Source organism: Candidatus Bathyarchaeota archaeon (assembly GCA_030739585.1).
Classification (GTDB): Archaea; Thermoproteota; Bathyarchaeia; order TCS64; family TCS64.
This window is the reverse complement of record JASLYX010000003.1, coordinates 141,141-157,404: the sequence shown is the minus strand read 5'-3', so window position 1 is coordinate 157,404 and position 16,264 is coordinate 141,141. Positions and strand designations below refer to the sequence as shown.

The window sequence follows — 16,264 nt, the reverse complement described above, 5'->3', positions numbered from 1 at the left end:
CCCTTTATGATTTGCCTGTTTATACCTGAAGAGTTGTTTTAAGTTAAGATTTGAAAGGAGCCAAAAGCAGGCTCAATTCAACTCGTTATGAACTTCTTGTATAATATCCTCAAAGTCATTATCTGCCGTCAAGTTCGAAGTTTTTAGTATCATTTCCTTCATCGTTGGTGTCCCTATACCGTTGGCTTTGCTCATTTGCAGTGTTGGATACTCCAAGATGGGCTTTCCAATCATCTTTTCAGTTTTGTAATGTTTCATTACAGTAGCTGCCACTGCATCAGCGGCCACTCTATCGTTACTAACAATTATTATGCCTGGCTTAGCTATAGCCGTAGGACTTGTAGATCTTTCCCGGCGGAACATCATACCATCCATTACAACTAGGTCGGCAGAATAAGCCAAGTTTATCTCCATAGCTTTTTCCAGGAAATCAGGTTCGGGATAATCCGGTCCGTTATGTAACCATTCTCGTCCGATGGAGTCCAAAAGACCAACCCCAATCTTAAGTCCTAAAGTGAAAGAAACTGGACCTCTATGAAGGTCCATAACCGGCGCAATGATTACTCTTTCAGCCTCATAGACTTTACGTGGGATTTTTATACCATCAGGCCACCACCGGCTTTTTGGAGGTCTGACCGTTACATATTCCTCTTCTTCAAAACAACTCAATTGTATTCCTAGGTCATCCGCTATGGCTTTTATCCCCATATTCTCCATTGTGTGACGTGTGGGGAGCCCGCGGGCTCTGCCAGAGGATTCTCCCACTATAATTTGGCCTGCTGGAAAGCCAGCGTTGATGAGGCTCTCCGATATGAAGCGAATGGTATCCGGATGTGTGTTACGAGGGAATGGATCATCCGTGTTTAAATTCGGTTTAATCACGATATTGCCCTTCACATCCTTAAAGAGAAGGGGACTTCCTCCGATTAATCTAAAAGCCTCGTTTATTCCTTTTCTCCGATCGTCAGTGCGAACTAGAGATACAACGCTTTTACCATCAACAGAATAGAGGCCCTTCCGGAGTGGTTTGTAAGGGGCCTCAGGCCCCCGAGGGGGATTGTCAATAAGATGACGGTAAATATTCATAGAATTCTCACGAGTAACTTCCATGTTTCAAATGAGGTAAGCACAATATTTATTTATTCCTCAATTTCTCTGAGAGCAAAAATGAATGGAGACTATCACCAGTATCTATCACGTACATGGCCGCTATATTGACCCGCTACGGTCTTCTCGAAACTAATACACCTTGCCTCCTAAAAGAGTGAAGAAAAAACCCTAGCGCTTCTCAGCCCCATCCCGAACATAGTCCACAATCTCGACGATCTTCCCGCCTTTTGAATAGACCCGGGGCACCCTCCTAGAAATAGTGCTAACCACCTCTTCAGCGATAGACCCCCTCCATCTTGCTATCTCGTTCACAGTTGGCGCCCCTCTCCTCCTGCTACCAAAAAGGATGACTTCGTCACCGATCCCCGCTCCCTCCACTCCACTAAGATCGACCATACATTGGTCCATGCATACCCGCCCCACGACCGAGACCCTTTTTCCCTTCACTAGGACTTTTGCCCGGTTCGAGAGGGCTCTACTGTAGCCGTCAGCGTATCCCACTGGGAGACTCCCGATAATGCTCTCTGCACCCGTGGTGTAGGTAAGGCCATAGCTTATTCCTGTCCCCGGGGGGACGACCTTCACGTTGGAGAGCCTTGTCCTCAAGGTCATCGAGGGCCAGAGGTCAACTCTACCCATATCCACCTCCTCTGAGGGATAGAGTCCGTAGAGCATGCAGCCCGGCCTCACCGCGTCTAGGGCGTACTCGGGAATGTCAATGATCGCTGCACTGTTAGCTGCATGCCTCTTTAGGGGGCTTATTCCCCGGACCTCGAGTTGTTCCGTGAAGCCTAAGAAATCTTCGAACTGCCTCCTTGTGTACTTCTTATCCTCCGCATCAGCGATGGCAAAGTGAGTGAAAATACCCTCAATCTCAAATAAGGGGAGTTGAGCGATGTCTTCTATTGCATTCAGCGCCTCTTTGGTGGGGAGAAACCCTATTCTCCCAAGGCCGGTATCAACTTTTACATGTGCCTTAGCGACCTTCCCGACTGATTCAGCTGCCTCTTCAAGTGCCCTAGCTCCCTCGACAGTATAAACGGTTGAAGTTATACCCCATTTTAATATCGTCTCGAAATGCTCAACAGGAGTATATCCGAGAATAAGAATAGGGGCTTCAATACCCGCTACTCTGAGCTCGATAGCCTCATTTAGAGTTGCAACCGCGAGGGATTTAGCGCCGTTTTCAAGGAAGATTCTGGAGCATTGGACTGCGCCGTGGCCATAGGCGTTTGCCTTTACGACCGCTATAATCTCTGCGGAAGGATTTGTGATCGTTCTAACCTCTCCAATATTGTGGGCTAGGGAGTCCATGTCTATCTTAGCCCAAACGGGGCGGATGACGTTCTGCATCTTTAACTAGTCTTGAGGTAAACTGAGAAATTTAGATTATCCGGTGAGTTTATTTCTATCTCTAGAGAAAAACTCTCCTTTTCCTTACCTCTACTAATTGTTAACTAAACTAAAGATAATCAGAGAAACTTCTATGAGTCCCCTTTATCTCTCAGAGGATGAGGTCACCCAAATGCTTGGCTGTGCAGAAAAATATTCCGTCAAAAGGAGTATCGCCCCGGATAAAATCCCTGGATAGTCACCTTTAGGATGAGTCTTTTTCTAGGACGCTGTGCACGCAATTTCCTATCGCAGCCTACAACGTCTTCATCGGTTTTAACAATAGGCCGGGTATCAAGGCTGTAAAGAATGACCTCAAAGAAATAGCATAATGTCCCTAGCTACTCTATTGTTCCCCGTTCAACCTAACCAAGAAGCTTACTTCGCTCTACTAGAGAGTCTTGAAGATAATTAACTGCTAAGATGCTTATCATAGCGCATACAAGCGTACTCCTATTTCCAAGGACTAAATCTTTAATAGACCTGCAATGCACGTTGTCTCAATAGTTAAAAAGGAGAATGATTAATTACGATGAATTTCACCGAACTTGATATTAGCTCTGATTTAAAACGTGGCCTCGCTGACAGGGGGTTTAAGGAGATGTTCCCCATCCAAGAGCAGGCAATCCCTCTGATGCTTAAAGGAGTGAACCTTATCGGACAGGCGCAAACAGGGACCGGGAAGACAGCCTCCTTTGGTGTACCTACAATTGAGAGACTGGACTGGGATGCACGGGGGGTTCAGGGACTCATCTTGGCCCCGACTCGGGAGTTAGCAGTGCAGATCGCTGACGACCTCGCCAGCTATGGCAAATACACACCTCTTCGGGTGCTCACCATCTATGGCGGGGTTTCCATCGAGAGGCAAATCAATGAGCTCAGAAGGGGTGTCCATATCGTGGTAGGGACTCCAGGGAGACTCATGGACCATATGAGGAGAGGCACCTTGGAGCTCGGGAAAATTAGATCGCTGGTCATGGACGAAGCGGACAGGATGCTGGATATGGGCTTCATTGACGACATCGAGTGGATTTTGAGGCGAACCCCGGATGACAAACAGGCGAGCCTCTGGTCCGCCACAATAGACGACCGGACCCGGCGGCTCTCGAGGAGGTATATCCCAGAGGCCCAGATGGTTATAGCAAGCAAGGATGAAATCGCCGTAGAGAGCATCGACCAGCGATTCATGAGGGTAGCCGTCCACGAGAAATTCGACATAATGACCCGAGTTATAGACCTCCTAAAAATTGATAGGGCTCTCATCTTTTGCCGCAGGAGAACTACGGTGGACCGGGTTACAGGGCTGCTCAAGAGGGCCGGTTACGACGCGGAATCCATACACGGCCAACTAAGCCAGGCAAGGCGAGAGGGGGTGCTTGGCAGATTCAGAGAGGCCAAGGTAAGCATTCTAGTAGCAACCGAGGTTGCTGCCCGAGGTCTCGATATTGTAGACGTCCCTTTCATCATCAACCACGATATCCCGGACGACCCCTTCATGTACTTTCACAGGATAGGGCGCACCGCGAGGGCTGGGAAAGCAGGTACTGCGATCACCCTAGTCACCTATGAGGAGGAAATTGAGTTGGCTCGCATTGAGGCTCTCACCGGGACCCGGATCAAGAAGATGACTCTACCCCCGGATTTTCTTTTCTAGTTATATATGTTTGTTTGATGGATACCCCGAGGTAAGACTTGATTCTTTAACCCCCAGATCCGAGATCGAAGGCGTTGTTACTAGCCCGATACTAGCCAATGCCATCTATGCCTAAAAATAGTTGTGGTACCAACTTATGCAGGGGAAGTCTGATGACCTGTGGGGTCCCCAGGGACTGATTTAAATCTCAGGGACGGTCTCTCATTGCAGGAGCCGGGGTAGCATAGCTTGGCTAATGCGCTGGACTCATGATCCAGAGGACTGCGGCACCAGCGCCCAGGCCGGATAGAGAGCGTGGGTTCAAATCCCATCCCCGGCACTTTCCACTCCACCCACGGTGGCGAACTCGATGTCAGCCTTATTATTGAGCGTCCATGGTGAATGCAGATCAACAGTGGAGATATAGTCCGACAGAGTCGCGCGCGCGATCTTTATTATTTTACTGAAGGTTTTCTCTGTTTTCGTAGTCTAGTAGATTTACTAAAAACCTGCCGCTGTCCCCATACGGCGTGGGTCGGCGCTGCTGTTGAGCAAGCCGGTTTCTAGGTCACGCCAATTGATTTGGAATGAACCCATGCTTGTATTATATGGTTCCAGTGGTCGCAGTAGGATCCCCATTCTAGCAAGGTCAGTTGAGACCTTCTTCGGAATTCGGCTTTCGATCTCCAGTACGTAGTCGTCATAGAGGGGGAACATGCGCGGCATCACTGATGCCTCATAAGGATCCATGCCGTAATCAAGGATGCTAGTTAACACCTGCGGAATTGTTGCATAAACATAACCTGGGGTTCCAAGCCCCAGCCAAGGTTGGCCATCTAGCATTACAATGGTGCTGCCAATCATTGATCTCATCCTGCCTCCCCCTGCGAACCACCCCTCCATGGGCGCAGCCATGGTGGTTTTAGCGTGGCTACCGATCATAGGCACGCCGCCCACTACTACGCCCGGTATACCTCCGGCTTGCCCTGTGTTCATCGACTGAGCCCAGTTGCCCTCCAAGTCGACAACGCTTAACTCGCAACTTCCGGAGGGTTGATTCTGGGCGTTTGTCGCGACAGGGCTGATGCCACCTGCGGCTAGACCGGCGTCCCCCGCGATGATTCGTACATGTTCTCTCAGGTCCTTTTTGGGTCTGCTGTTCCATATAATGTCGGCTATCATTGCATGGAATTCAGGCGATAACCACCTGTCTATCGGCACCTCGAATACTGCTGGATCACGTAGCATACCCAGTTCCCAATGGGCGTAGCGCAGTGCGTGGGCCATTACATAGAGTGCCTCAGCCGACTCTGTATAATGACCTAATGATTCAAGATCGAATTGCTTCAGAATACCAAGCACGATTGCAGTGAAAACTCCGGTTCGCTGAGGGGGATAATATTGAATTACCTCATGCCCGCGATGATCGTAGCGAAGTGGATCGACCCATTCCGGCGGGATCTCCGTCATTTGGGCCAAGTTAATTGGCCATCCAAGATTATTGGCGGCCGCCACGAAATGTTTCGCCCATTTCCCTTCTGTGAAATAGGTCGGTCCCTCAACCGCCAATCGTTGCAACGTTTCAGCCAAATCTGGATTTCGGAAATATTCACCCACATCCGGAAGGAATCCGTTCGGTGTGTATAGCGAACGGCCAGATGGAAAATACGTGTAGAGACGGAGATCAGCCTTTAGCGCGGCATACTCAAAAGATGACATAATATGACCCTTTTTTGCTGCTTTAATCGCAGGCTGGCATAAATAATCCCACGATTTGCTGCTAAAGCGTTCATGTAACGCTGCCATTGAAGGCATGAAACCGGGAATACACGCGCATGGATTGTGGCCAGGCCCCGATAGATGAGATCCGGGTAGACCTGGAACAGGCCGGAAGGGAGGCAACCCGGGGACGAGTGTGCCTGAACCGTTTAGCTGATATGTACGGCCGGAGTCAGCCTCCCAATATAGAAATGAGACGCTGCCCGTATGATTTGTCATGTGAGGCTCCACCACGGCTTGTATCATGCTGCCGGCGATAGTGGCGTCCACAGCATTGCCGCCGTCTTTCATCACTTGTAACATTGTATTGGTAACACTGGCATGAGAGCTACTGCAAACTACACTTTTGTTCCGCACCACGGGCTTTGGTCCCATCTTTCCCATAGATGCTCTGGTGATGATTTTCCCCCCCTATAATTGATATCCTCTATGCATTTAGGGTTTGCATGAACCTAGCTCTGAAGCAATAGTATGCGTACCTTTTGCATGAGCTACCCAACTCACCTTTAAAGGGGTGACCATAGTTCCTCATTAATAACCCCACGTTCCGTTTTTTGCACAGTAATCACGCCAAATAAGGCTAATCTGACAAGGGGATAGCGCGTATTAGTGACGAGAACCTATTTCCCTTAGATTTATTTTAGAACCGCTTTCACGGGCTGGGATTTTTCTAGTAATGAATTTTGTCTTTAAGATTCAGAAAAAATTGGATCAAGATCAATATTCTTAGATTACTCCTTAGTTCTTGAAGGGGGCTGCGCGCGATGAGATATATTCATCAGCAATCATTTTTAACTTAATATTGCCCGCGCATACGCGTAAAAGTAGTATTTGATTCCGTTCTCTTTGATTTTATCACCCCTTTGACAATTTTCACTCCATTGGGCATTACAAGCAAATTCTTTTACATCTCCTGAACCTCTCTGGAAAAGAACAGCGTCCGAATCACTTGTAACTGAACCAGGGGAATGTCGATTTGAATATCAATGAGAAAAAGTGTGTGGGATGTGGCAATTGCCACGCCGTTTGCGTCATGGGGGCTATCTCATTAAACCTCAACGGGAAATCTGTTGTCAATCAGGACAACTGTGTTGAGTGCTCCACCTGCTACCGGACCCTGAAGGATGAGGGGTATACTACCTCTCTTATGAGAGCCGTGCGTAGCGTTCTATCCCTCTTCCACCTCCAGTACATGGCTCCAGTGGACGTCTGCCCCACTGGAGCCCTAGAGCCCCCCAAGCTCGAGTATCCCAGGAACCTCCGGGCCACGTTTAGCGACCCCACTGTGGTCCACCCAGAGACCGGGATAGGCGGCCGGGGCACCGAGGAAATTAAGACCAACGACGTCACAGGTCGACTGGGACCCGGGGAGGCGGGCATCGTGGTAGAGCTAGGGCGCCCCGGGACTGGCGCCTACTTTCGGGATGTCCAGACGGTCGCTATGGCCCTTGCTCCCCTGGCGCCCGAGTTTGAGCCCAACAACCCGGTGACCCAGCTCATGGAAGACCTTGTTACAGGGAAGTTAAGGGGGGAGGTCCTTGATGAGAAGGTTATATCTGCGATTATTGAGGCGAAGACCATCCTAGAGAGGATCCCTGATTACCTCAGTGCCCTCCAGGCCGTCCAGAGCGAGATCTACACCGTCTTTAGCGTTGCCGTTGCATCCCGGTGCCTCCCCGACGGCTCAGTCCCCCACCAGAGATGGGTGGCGGAGGCGGGATACTCTCTCTCTCCCAACGGGAAGACCAATCTAGGGCTAGGCCGTCCACTGCACAGGGATGTATTGACGTGACCAACACGCTTCACAGGCAGGGAACGGTCGAGGAGCTCAAGAAGGACTATGTAATCTTCACTACTACGGCAAAGGGGATCAACAGGAAGGGCTCCGGGGCTAAGATCCGGGAGTTCCTCCGCATTTGCCAAAAATACGATCCTGTAAACACTGGGAGCAGTAAGAAAGGAAACATCTTCAAAGATGACATTAATATTGATGAGCTGATTTCTAGCCTTGGAGATGGCGCCACATCAGCCGCAGTCTTCACTAGCCTTGATTCCCTAAAAAATGTCATCGCCGAACTTATCGAGGCTGATCTCGGAATATCAATTAATGTCAGCGGGCTCCTTGATGAAGTCCAAGAGTGCTGCAGAACCAGGGGAAAAGACCGGCACAGTGTCGAGCAATCCCTCGGGTTCTGGGGGGCCAAAGACCGCCTCCCTGAGAGGGACGTGCTCACCATAAACACTCTCTGCGGCCATGGACTTGTCTCCTTTAACTTCATTCGTAAGATGATCGACTACATCAAGATGCGCAGGCTCACCCCTGCAGAGGCCGCCAAGATCATGGGCAAATCCTGCGAGTGCGCAGTCTTTAACACAGCCCGCGCTGAAGACCTGCTGAAGAAGATGCTGTTGGACCCGTGATCGTTTTTAAATCCCCTTCCCAGGACTAAATTAGACATCTCGTTTCTTCTTTTTGAGCGCGCGCGGGAAAGGATAGCCTTCATCTATCCCTCAGGTATGTAGAAATTAAGCTGCGCGCTTATTATCCATCCCTAACCTTCTTGCACTATAGAACGACCGAAAGTGCTTTAGACCGAGGTTCTCGAATTGGAATCTGAACTACATGGACCTTTACCATCAAATTCCTCCGTATCCCAATGCCTTGTCTGGAACCACAATACTTGTCCGCCTCCTTGACGGACTAGGGTTCCGCCTCCGTTGGTCGACAGAAGGTCTCAGCGATGAGGATTACGGCTTTAGACCGGCCCCCGACTGCATGAGCATCGAGGAGCTTGTAAGGCATATTTGGACTCTCGTAAACTGGATGTGCCTATCATCTGGTGTCGGCGGCTTCAAGCAAGGAGACCATATATCCATCACTCGGAGGCGCGTTTTGGAAATGATCTATGCCCTGAGAGGGACCTTGATCCTTATGAGCGATGAGGACCTGAAGGGAGTGACCATCAAGGGGAGACCCTTCTGGTATATCCTCAACGGTCCCATCTCAGACGCCTTCACCCACGTGGGTCAGATCAACTCCTTCAGGAGGCTTGCGGGCAACTCCACGCCGAACGCCAATGTTTTCACCGGCACACCTCCTGACGGCAGCTAAGGCTTACCGGCAACGATGACTCGCGCGCGAATAGTCGAAGCTTACAGCACAGTAAATCACAAAAAAATTATGTTTAAGAGGTTTTTTCGAAGGTTTCTTAATGTATGATGACGCGCGCGAGTGGGCAACGCGATCACCTCACATTCATGGCCTCCGCCGTCATGCTCCTCAAGGCGGAGTTAGACCTTAATGTTTTAGTTATCTTTAACTACTTCATTGTGAATACCCGGCCGTGATTTATTGAGTGAGGAGTCCGAAGATCTCGCACTGATCCCCAGCAGAGCTCTTTACGGTACAGGGGTGACGGGGATGTTCGCTGATAGCCTTATCCGTAAATATCTGAGCTTCCTCGCCGTGAGTGTAGGGATCTCAGTGACCCAGATGAGCTATCTAAGGGCGGCTGAGGGCGTGAGCGGTCATATGCTCCAGCTCTACTGGGGCCAACTTGTGGACCGCAAGGGGAAACGTGTTTTCATTGCTCTCGGCAGGTTTCTGAATGGAGCCATCTTAGGCATGCTCATCTTCGTCCAGGCACCGGCTTGGGTAATGGCTCTCATTATTGGTTCTGCAATATGTGGGAGCATTGTGAGACCGGCGTGGAGTAGCCTGATGGGCGACTATACGACCTATTTCACCCGGGGGACCGTTATCGGGAAGATCAATGCCCTCAGCCAGATCGGGAGCCTAGCAGCAATGTTCATCGCGTTCATCCTGTCCTTCAATCAGGTTGGGCAAACGACCTATGAGTCGTTCAAGTTGATATTGGCTTTATCATCCGGGATGAGCATAGCATCAGGCTTAATGAGTCTGTTCATCCGAGAGAAACCATCGAACCGAGACAATATGGACCTAGACCTCTGGACCGTCCTCCGAGATACAAGGTTCAGGAGATATCTTCTGACAAACCTCCTTTATGGCACAGGGTTGGCGTTTGCATGGCCCTTGTTTCCCTTCGTGATCGTTGATAGGCTCAGCCTCAAGATCTGGCATATTGCCGCATACTCGTTCTTCTCCGCGGCTACTTCGATGTTCACCCAACGATATGTCGGGAGTCTAATGGATAAAATTGGACGTCGCCCCATCGTGGTCTTTAGCAGGATGATCCTGACCTTAGGGCCAATTATCTATATCGTTGCTACGAATTGGACCCACATTGCTGCTGCGGAGATTCTGCTGGGTCTCGGGATGGGAGCTTGGATGAGTTCAGGCCCTACATATATTATCGACCTAGCCCCTGTGGAAATGAGAGCTACATATCTAGCTGTCAACACAGCTGCATTCGGCCTCTCTTCTTTCATCGGAAATCTCTTGGGGGGTTATATCACATACAACTTTCTCATCACCGGGGGAATATTACAGGGCATAAACTCTGGCCTCATGATCTCGGCTATCCTCAGATTCACCACGGGGCTGCTATTCTTTTTCATCCATGAGACTTTCCAGCCCCACGCGAAAGCGAAGTTTAAACAAGAATATTGTGAATCTGCAGGATAACCGAAATTTTCTTTCTCCCTTAGTTATCACTTGTAAACCATTACTTCTTTACTGGCCTTCTTAGAGGAGATGGGGGCTATTATCAATCATATACGCCGAGATTATCCCGTTTACAGAGAAATACCTGGAACCTTCGTCTGCGATGGTCCAACCATCTCCATTCTTTTGGTCGTTAATGAAGTAGTCACAGTTCAGATCTTCCCAGAAGGTTCCTCAACAGGCCTGGGATAAAAGGCTAAGCCCTATGGGTCTCATCGAAATAGAACTTTGGGCACAGTGATGTTATATATCGAAGTGATGTGCCTCGGGATCCAATACCCCGCCCGGATCTGAGTCATTCATTGCACCCTGAGACCACATCGTAGGAGGGCGACGACCGTGAATCTAAAAGATTCCCTATCTCCGAAAAGTTGGAGGGGCTGGGAATTTGAGCGAGTTGAGGATCCAGAGGGCTTAGTCTCATTTTTCCCAAGATCTCGTGTGTAAAGCCTGTTCCAACTTATGGATCATCCTTGAACCGTTAATGAGTGTAACTGTTCATGGGCTTAGAGCTCTAAAATGTCACCGTCAAGTGTTGTAGTTCTTCTCCCGGATCCTGGATTGACCCTTTCCAGCATTTTTAGAAGCTTGGGAAATTTTTCGTCGTTCAATATCATCTTAAATGTGTCAAACTCATCTGGAAATCGGATCAAAAGCCCCCGCCTTTTGGTAGGGTTTCCCGATGCGTCTACAGGGTTCACCTCGATGGCCAATCGGCTTGGGGATGATCGATATGGAGGCAGTTTTTGGACGGAGACCCCTGGTATCGAGGTCTTAAGCTTTTCCCAGTCGTTCCCAACCTTGAGGAATTCTTCCAGTCTTTCTTTAGACATAGAAGTAAACTACACCGAAATGGTATTTCAATCTTCATTTGGGTGAGAGCTGAGGCAAGAGAAAAATTAAAAAATAAAGGACTAGGGGGGTTCTCAGCCGCCGGGGGTCGTCTTGTTGAGGAGGGAGTTTACGTCGATGATAAATCCTGTCCCCTCCCCCACAAAAAGGGGAAGCTTGCCGTCCCATTTTGAGAGCCAGAGGTACTGAGCGTATTCGGCAGTCATCTGACCGGTGATCATCTCTATGGCTTTTGTTGTAGCCTCTGAGTCAATGACAACCGCATCAGCCTTACCCAGCGCCAGAGCGACAGTTGCGTTCTTCTCAGCCTCTGCTTGGATGACCTGCTGTTGAGCCTCATGACGGATTTGCTCTAGCTTGTTCTTAGCCTCCAAAGCGGACTGCTCTGCGGTTACCTTAGCCTCTATGGCCGCGGCAAAGGCAGGGCTAAACTGAAAGTCTGTTAGAGATACAGCGATGACCTCTATATCGAAAACCCTTAGACGAGCCTCGAGGATGTCGTCGAAGGCCGACTTTACGGTGGCCCTGTTGGTAATGAGTTCCTCAGCCTTGAACTGAGACGTAGCCGCCTTGATGGACTCCTCAATGTTAGGCTTGATCACCCTAGAGACGTAGTCCTGTCTCAGCTCACGGTAGATCTGGTTGACCGCTTTCGGATTGAGCCTAAAGTTGACTGCGACTGTAGTGGTGACTTGCTGGAGGTCATTGGTAGCAGCCGACTCGGTGGACTCGGCCTTTTGGACCTGGACATTCATCAGCTCGACATTCTGGACGAAAGGGAGCACGTAGTTGAGACCTTCTCCCAGAATCTTTTCCTCCGGTTTACCCCAGGTTAACAGGACCCCTCGATAACCTGCTGGGACCCTCACAAAGCTTTGTGTGTAGATCGCCCCTGCGGCGATGATAATGATAACTATTGTAGCGATTAAGCCGGATCTGCGCACGAGGATACCCGAGATCTCGGAAGAGTCTCCGAAGCTCCTATGACTGTTATATGAGTTGCCTATTCTTTTCATCTGGATTCTGCAGTTCCTAAGTATCGCCGGGACTTAAACAGTTCCCAGAATGAATGCCTTCTTTATCGATCGAATATGAAAATAGAGTAGATCTTCCATTTGCGCTTCAGGAGACCTCCCTTAAAGTGTCTTCGATGTCCTCATCCTCAAGGGGAATGTAATACTCTAGTCTCTTTTCGATTATCTGATCCAAGAGCTCCCGAAGTATAATCTTAAACTTAGGGGAGGCCCTCTTGATCCCCTGCTCCATATCGAATAGGCTCTTTACAATGCTCCCTTTTTCCTCGGGATCCGGGGGCACGTCCTTTCCTGTCACTTTGATTCCTCTAAGGATCTTAATCGGTCCAGGTTATATGATGCTTCAATCCCTAAATAGCCTGTTCCTCGCAAATCCAAGCGCCTAAGCATTTTGATCGTGACAATCCTTTTCAAGAACCAAAGTAGAGGTCATGGGGAGATTGGAGAGTGTCAGATAGACAGCTCCTGGTAAGCAAGATCGAGAATGGGATCGTTATCGACCACATTCCAGCTGGTAAAGCTTTTCTGGTTTTAAAGTTGCTCAAGGTGGATCCGAGTGTTCGCGCCCTCATCGCACAAAACGTGGAGAGCCGGAGCCAAGGGACCAAGGATTTCATCAAGATCGAGGGATCCTACCTAACCTCCAGAGAGGTGGATCTCATCGCGTTCGTTGCTCCCAAAGCGTCGATAAACATCATCGAGGACTGGACAGTCAAGGAAAAGAGGCGAGTCCATCGGCCAGAGCATATCGAGGGAATATTCAAGTGCCCCAATCCGTTATGCCTTACCAATGCTCAGTACACCCCACCCCGCACCAGGTTCAAGGTAGAGGGGAACGGTGATGTGGAATCCATAAAGCTGTACTGTTCCTATTGTGGATCCATCCTCTACTACGGCTCCATCCTCGAGGACCTCAAGGGTCAAGACTTTATCCTTGAGGGCGGGGGGCTTGTCTCCAAAGAGAGGATTGAGCAGGTTTTCCTTGATATCCTTGTGAGAAAAGGAGCCTTGAGGCTCCTCCCAAGCCCCGACGAGCCCTTTATCCTCAAGAGCGGGCGACCCTCCCCCTATTTCGTGAACCTGGGGGCCCTCACAGACGGCGAGAGTCTCGCAGCCGTGAAGTGGGCCTTCGCAAGCTACATCGTCCTCCTCATGGAGCAGGGGTCACTCGGAGACTTCGACTATGTCTTCGGGCCCAGCTACAAGGGCATCGGCCTTGCCGCCCTTACCTGCGAGGGACTGAACGAGCTCTATGGTATGGACAAGAGGTATATGTACGACAGGAAAGAGGCGAAGGACTACGGGGACATTTCCGCCGACAAGGTCATTGTGGGCGCCAGCTACTTCCAACAGGGGCAACGCATTCTAGTGGTGGACGACACTATGACCACAGGGACCACAAAGGTGGAGAGTATCGAGAAACTGAAGCTCCTAGGGGACCATGAGGTAGCAGGGATCATCCTCGCGGTAGACCGGCATGAGAGAATGGGGGACACCGAGAACGTTGAAGAGTTGAGTGCAGTCCAGTACCTGGAGGACGTGCTGGGCCTCAATGTGTTCTCGATCCAGAACATTAAGACCATTTACTCTCTCATCAAGGACAGTCTAGACAAGGACATAAGGGAGCTATGGCTGGACTACTACGACAAGTACGGCGTAGAGAAGCTGGAATAGGCTTTTGTATCCTAAAATTAGTATTAGCTTTACAGAGCAGCAGTTGAGGATTTCTGGACCACCACTATTCCGGAGAGATTGCGTGAATACCTCGGGCTCTTCTAATTGTATCTTATTAGCCTTATTCCAAGATCCAAGGGTAATAAAAGGCCCTACAAACGATATCTACCGCTATAGGCCAAGAGGGCTTCCTATATCCCCCTGAGGGAGAGTAACGTGGAGGCCTAAGATGACCACTGAGCCTCCAGGTTTATTCCTGTTTATATTTTGTCCTTACCTCTTCCCTCTTGGATTGATTTTCCATTGAAGATCATTGAGATCGGCACCGCGGCTCCGGGGTTCTGCCTCCCTAACCAGGACGGGGAGGAAGTCTGCCTCAAGAGCCTCAGAGGGAGATGGATCATCCTCTACTTTTATCCCAAGGACAACACCAAGGGCTGCACCCGCGAGGCCCTCGACTTTACCCTGAACAAAGATCGGATAGAGGAAATGGGGACCACTGTGCTCGGGGTGAGCCCCGACTCAGTGAAGAGCCACCAGGGATTTCGCAATAAGCAAGGTCTTACCCTTACCCTGCTCAGCGATCCTGGGCATGGGGTCCTAGAGGCTTATGGGGTTTGGCAGCTCAAGAAAAGTTACGGCCGGGAATACTACGGCGTTGTCAGGAGCACATTTATCATCGATCCCGAAGGGCGTATCGCCCACGTCTGGAAGAGGGTGAGGGTGATCGACCATGTAGAGGTGGTCATCAAGAAGCTCTTGGAGCAGCAGGGGGTATAACTTTAGTGGCCATGGATTCTATTGAAGCCCGGAAGCTTACAGGTCCCTGAACCTTATGGCTGTAGCCGAGAACCTCATCAATGACCTTGCGAGGAGCACAGCTCTCGCTCCATTATATTTCAACGACTAACCGTGGAGATGATTTGCGCGCGATAGAGTGGATTGTATTCCGATTATTTAATGAAAAAGTCCTGGAGGTTGTCCTTCGCTTTCTCTCGCTTCGCTTGGAAGTCCAAGAGGAAGCGCCCGATTACCTCGGCGAGTCTCGCCTTGCAGTCTCCACAGGTCAAAGCTCCAGACCGACATTTATTCTCTAGGGTGATAAGTTTGGAGTCGTCCTCTTCGAAGAGATGGAAATAGTAGGAGTAGATGCTACAGATCCCGGGATTGCCCCCCTTCTCCTTCTGCTCCCTAACCGTGGGCTGCCCTCCCGTAAAGGCCCCCATAATTTTTTTCGTGGCGATCTCTGGAGGGTCGATGGTAAAAATAGCGGTTTCTGGCATTGAGGCAGACATTTTACCCCCAGGCCCGAGTCCTGGTAGGAACTTAGAGTGTATCTGTGCCGGCTTGTAGTATCCTATTTTCTCGGCGATGTCTCTTGTCATTCTCCAGTAGGGATCCTGGTCTATCGCGGCGGGGATGATCACCGCTACCTTCCGATCCTCCCGGGCTGACTGCATGAAGCATGGAACCGCCTGTATCGCGGGGAAGAAGATCATGCCGATGTTGTCGCTGTCCTGGAGACCGAATAGCCCCCGGATAGTGCTGAAGGTAATCCTCTTCGCTACCTCGAGACTGAGCCTATAGATATGGCTAATGTCATTTGTGTCGGAAAAAATATGGGTCTTCTTCGGATCTAGGCCTGTCGCAATTAAGTCCAGAGCGTTGCTGTAGGTATATCCGATGGTGGTGTCTAGCTCAAGGTTGTCGTTGAGAAGGAACTTTTCGTCGTCAGTCATCTGGAAATAGAGATGGGCGCCGAAGACCTCTTGCATATGCTGAGTGAAGAACCAAGGGAGCAGGTGCCCTAAGTGGACGGGTCCCGAGGGTCCCCTACCCGTGTAGAGCCCCACTGGGTCCCCCCGCTGGTAGACGTCGAGCCACCAGTCTAGGTCTCTATGGGAGAAGAAGATTTCCCGTCTCAGCTGGGTGTGCAGATAACCTGCATGTTCCTTGAATCGTGCCCGGAGCCTTTGGGTCACGTGTTTCGTCCCGAACTTCTCAATGAGCCTTTCATAGTCGACCCGTCCCTCGACTTTCCAGGGGGTAACCACCATCTCCTCTTCTTTATCAGACATTCACTCTCACCCTTTTCCAGTGCGTCCCAACTGCTAGTCTGATGGGTGAAGAGGTATAGAATTCTTG

The 16,264-nt window shown here is 50.1% G+C and carries 15 protein-coding genes and 1 tRNA gene; 9 read left to right on the top strand and 7 right to left on the bottom strand.

Annotated elements, in window-relative coordinates; all coding sequences use genetic code 11:
• Positions 1-72: 72 nt before the first annotated feature.
• Together QGG23_04345 and alr are read right to left on the bottom strand one after the other, a co-directional pair.
• Entirely contained in the window at positions 73-1,086 is a 1,014-nt protein-coding gene (locus QGG23_04345) for a DUF362 domain-containing protein (protein MDP6048656.1), read from the bottom strand.
• Between the two features lie 192 nt (positions 1,087-1,278).
• On the bottom strand, positions 1,279-2,463 hold the full coding sequence (alr, locus tag QGG23_04340; GenBank protein MDP6048655.1) for an alanine racemase: 1,185 nt from the start codon (positions 2,461-2,463) through the stop codon (positions 1,279-1,281).
• A 571-nt stretch (positions 2,464-3,034) separates the two neighbouring features.
• Here alr and QGG23_04335 point away from each other — a divergent pair.
• Positions 3,035-4,156, top strand: a complete 1,122-nt coding sequence (locus QGG23_04335; protein MDP6048654.1) for a DEAD/DEAH box helicase — start codon at positions 3,035-3,037, stop codon at positions 4,154-4,156.
• Positions 4,157-4,368: 212 nt separating this feature from the next.
• Positions 4,369-4,475 (top strand) — tRNA-Met (locus QGG23_04330).
• 161 nt (positions 4,476-4,636) lie between these two features.
• On the opposite strand, the gene QGG23_04325 is transcribed toward QGG23_04330, so the two are convergent.
• On the bottom strand, positions 4,637-6,205 hold the full coding sequence (locus tag QGG23_04325; protein ID MDP6048653.1) for a gamma-glutamyltransferase: 1,569 nt from the start codon (positions 6,203-6,205) through the stop codon (positions 4,637-4,639).
• A gap of 685 nt (positions 6,206-6,890) precedes the next feature.
• On the opposite strand from QGG23_04325, the gene QGG23_04320 reads away from it, so the two are divergent.
• The 5 genes from QGG23_04320 to QGG23_04300 all read left to right on the top strand — a co-directional run bounded on the left by QGG23_04320 (position 6,891) and on the right by QGG23_04300 (position 10,520).
• Entirely contained in the window at positions 6,891-7,706 is an 816-nt protein-coding gene (locus QGG23_04320) for a 4Fe-4S binding protein (protein MDP6048652.1), read from the top strand.
• On the top strand, positions 7,703-8,335 hold the full coding sequence (locus QGG23_04315) for a hypothetical protein (GenBank protein ID MDP6048651.1): 633 nt from the start codon (positions 7,703-7,705) through the stop codon (positions 8,333-8,335). Before QGG23_04320 ends, QGG23_04315 begins: the two co-directional genes overlap by 4 nt.
• Positions 8,336-8,537: 202 nt before the next feature.
• Positions 8,538-9,026 carry a hypothetical protein gene (locus tag QGG23_04310; protein MDP6048650.1) on the top strand — a complete coding sequence of 163 codons (489 nt, stop codon included), beginning with the start codon at positions 8,538-8,540 and terminating at the stop codon, positions 9,024-9,026.
• Between the two features lie 104 nt (positions 9,027-9,130).
• Positions 9,131-9,262 carry a hypothetical protein gene (locus tag QGG23_04305; protein MDP6048649.1) on the top strand — a complete coding sequence of 44 codons (132 nt, stop codon included), beginning with the start codon at positions 9,131-9,133 and terminating at the stop codon, positions 9,260-9,262.
• A 4-nt stretch (positions 9,263-9,266) separates the two neighbouring features.
• Positions 9,267-10,520: an MFS transporter gene (locus tag QGG23_04300; GenBank protein MDP6048648.1), complete on the top strand. Its 1,254-nt coding sequence runs from the start codon at positions 9,267-9,269 to the stop codon at positions 10,518-10,520.
• Positions 10,521-11,065: 545 nt separating this feature from the next.
• Here QGG23_04300 and QGG23_04295 read toward each other — a convergent pair.
• The 3 genes from QGG23_04295 to QGG23_04285 all read right to left on the bottom strand — a co-directional run bounded on the left by QGG23_04295 (position 11,066) and on the right by QGG23_04285 (position 12,743).
• A complete protein-coding gene (locus QGG23_04295) occupies positions 11,066-11,392 on the bottom strand; it encodes a hypothetical protein (GenBank protein ID MDP6048647.1) in 327 nt (108 codons plus the stop codon).
• 93 nt (positions 11,393-11,485) lie between these two features.
• Positions 11,486-12,427: a prohibitin family protein gene (locus tag QGG23_04290; GenBank protein MDP6048646.1), complete on the bottom strand. Its 942-nt coding sequence runs from the start codon at positions 12,425-12,427 to the stop codon at positions 11,486-11,488.
• Between the two features lie 106 nt (positions 12,428-12,533).
• Complete coding sequence (locus tag QGG23_04285) at positions 12,534-12,743, bottom strand: hypothetical protein (GenBank protein MDP6048645.1); 210 nt, start codon at positions 12,741-12,743, stop codon at positions 12,534-12,536.
• Positions 12,744-12,892: 149 nt separating this feature from the next.
• Between QGG23_04285 and pyrE the strand changes: the two genes are divergently transcribed.
• Both pyrE and bcp read left to right on the top strand, forming a co-directional pair.
• Positions 12,893-14,119 carry an orotate phosphoribosyltransferase gene (gene pyrE, locus QGG23_04280; protein ID MDP6048644.1) on the top strand — a complete coding sequence of 409 codons (1,227 nt, stop codon included), beginning with the start codon at positions 12,893-12,895 and terminating at the stop codon, positions 14,117-14,119.
• 309 nt (positions 14,120-14,428) lie between these two features.
• Positions 14,429-14,899, top strand: coding sequence for a thioredoxin-dependent thiol peroxidase (bcp, locus tag QGG23_04275; protein ID MDP6048643.1), 471 nt, complete (start codon positions 14,429-14,431; stop codon positions 14,897-14,899).
• 173 nt (positions 14,900-15,072) lie between these two features.
• Here the strand turns inward: bcp and QGG23_04270 are convergent, their stop codons facing one another.
• The gene (locus QGG23_04270; protein MDP6048642.1) at positions 15,073-16,197 is read right to left on the bottom strand and encodes a tryptophan--tRNA ligase; all 1,125 of its coding nucleotides are present in this window, start codon (positions 16,195-16,197) and stop codon (positions 15,073-15,075) included.
• Positions 16,198-16,264: the final 67 nt, after the last annotated feature.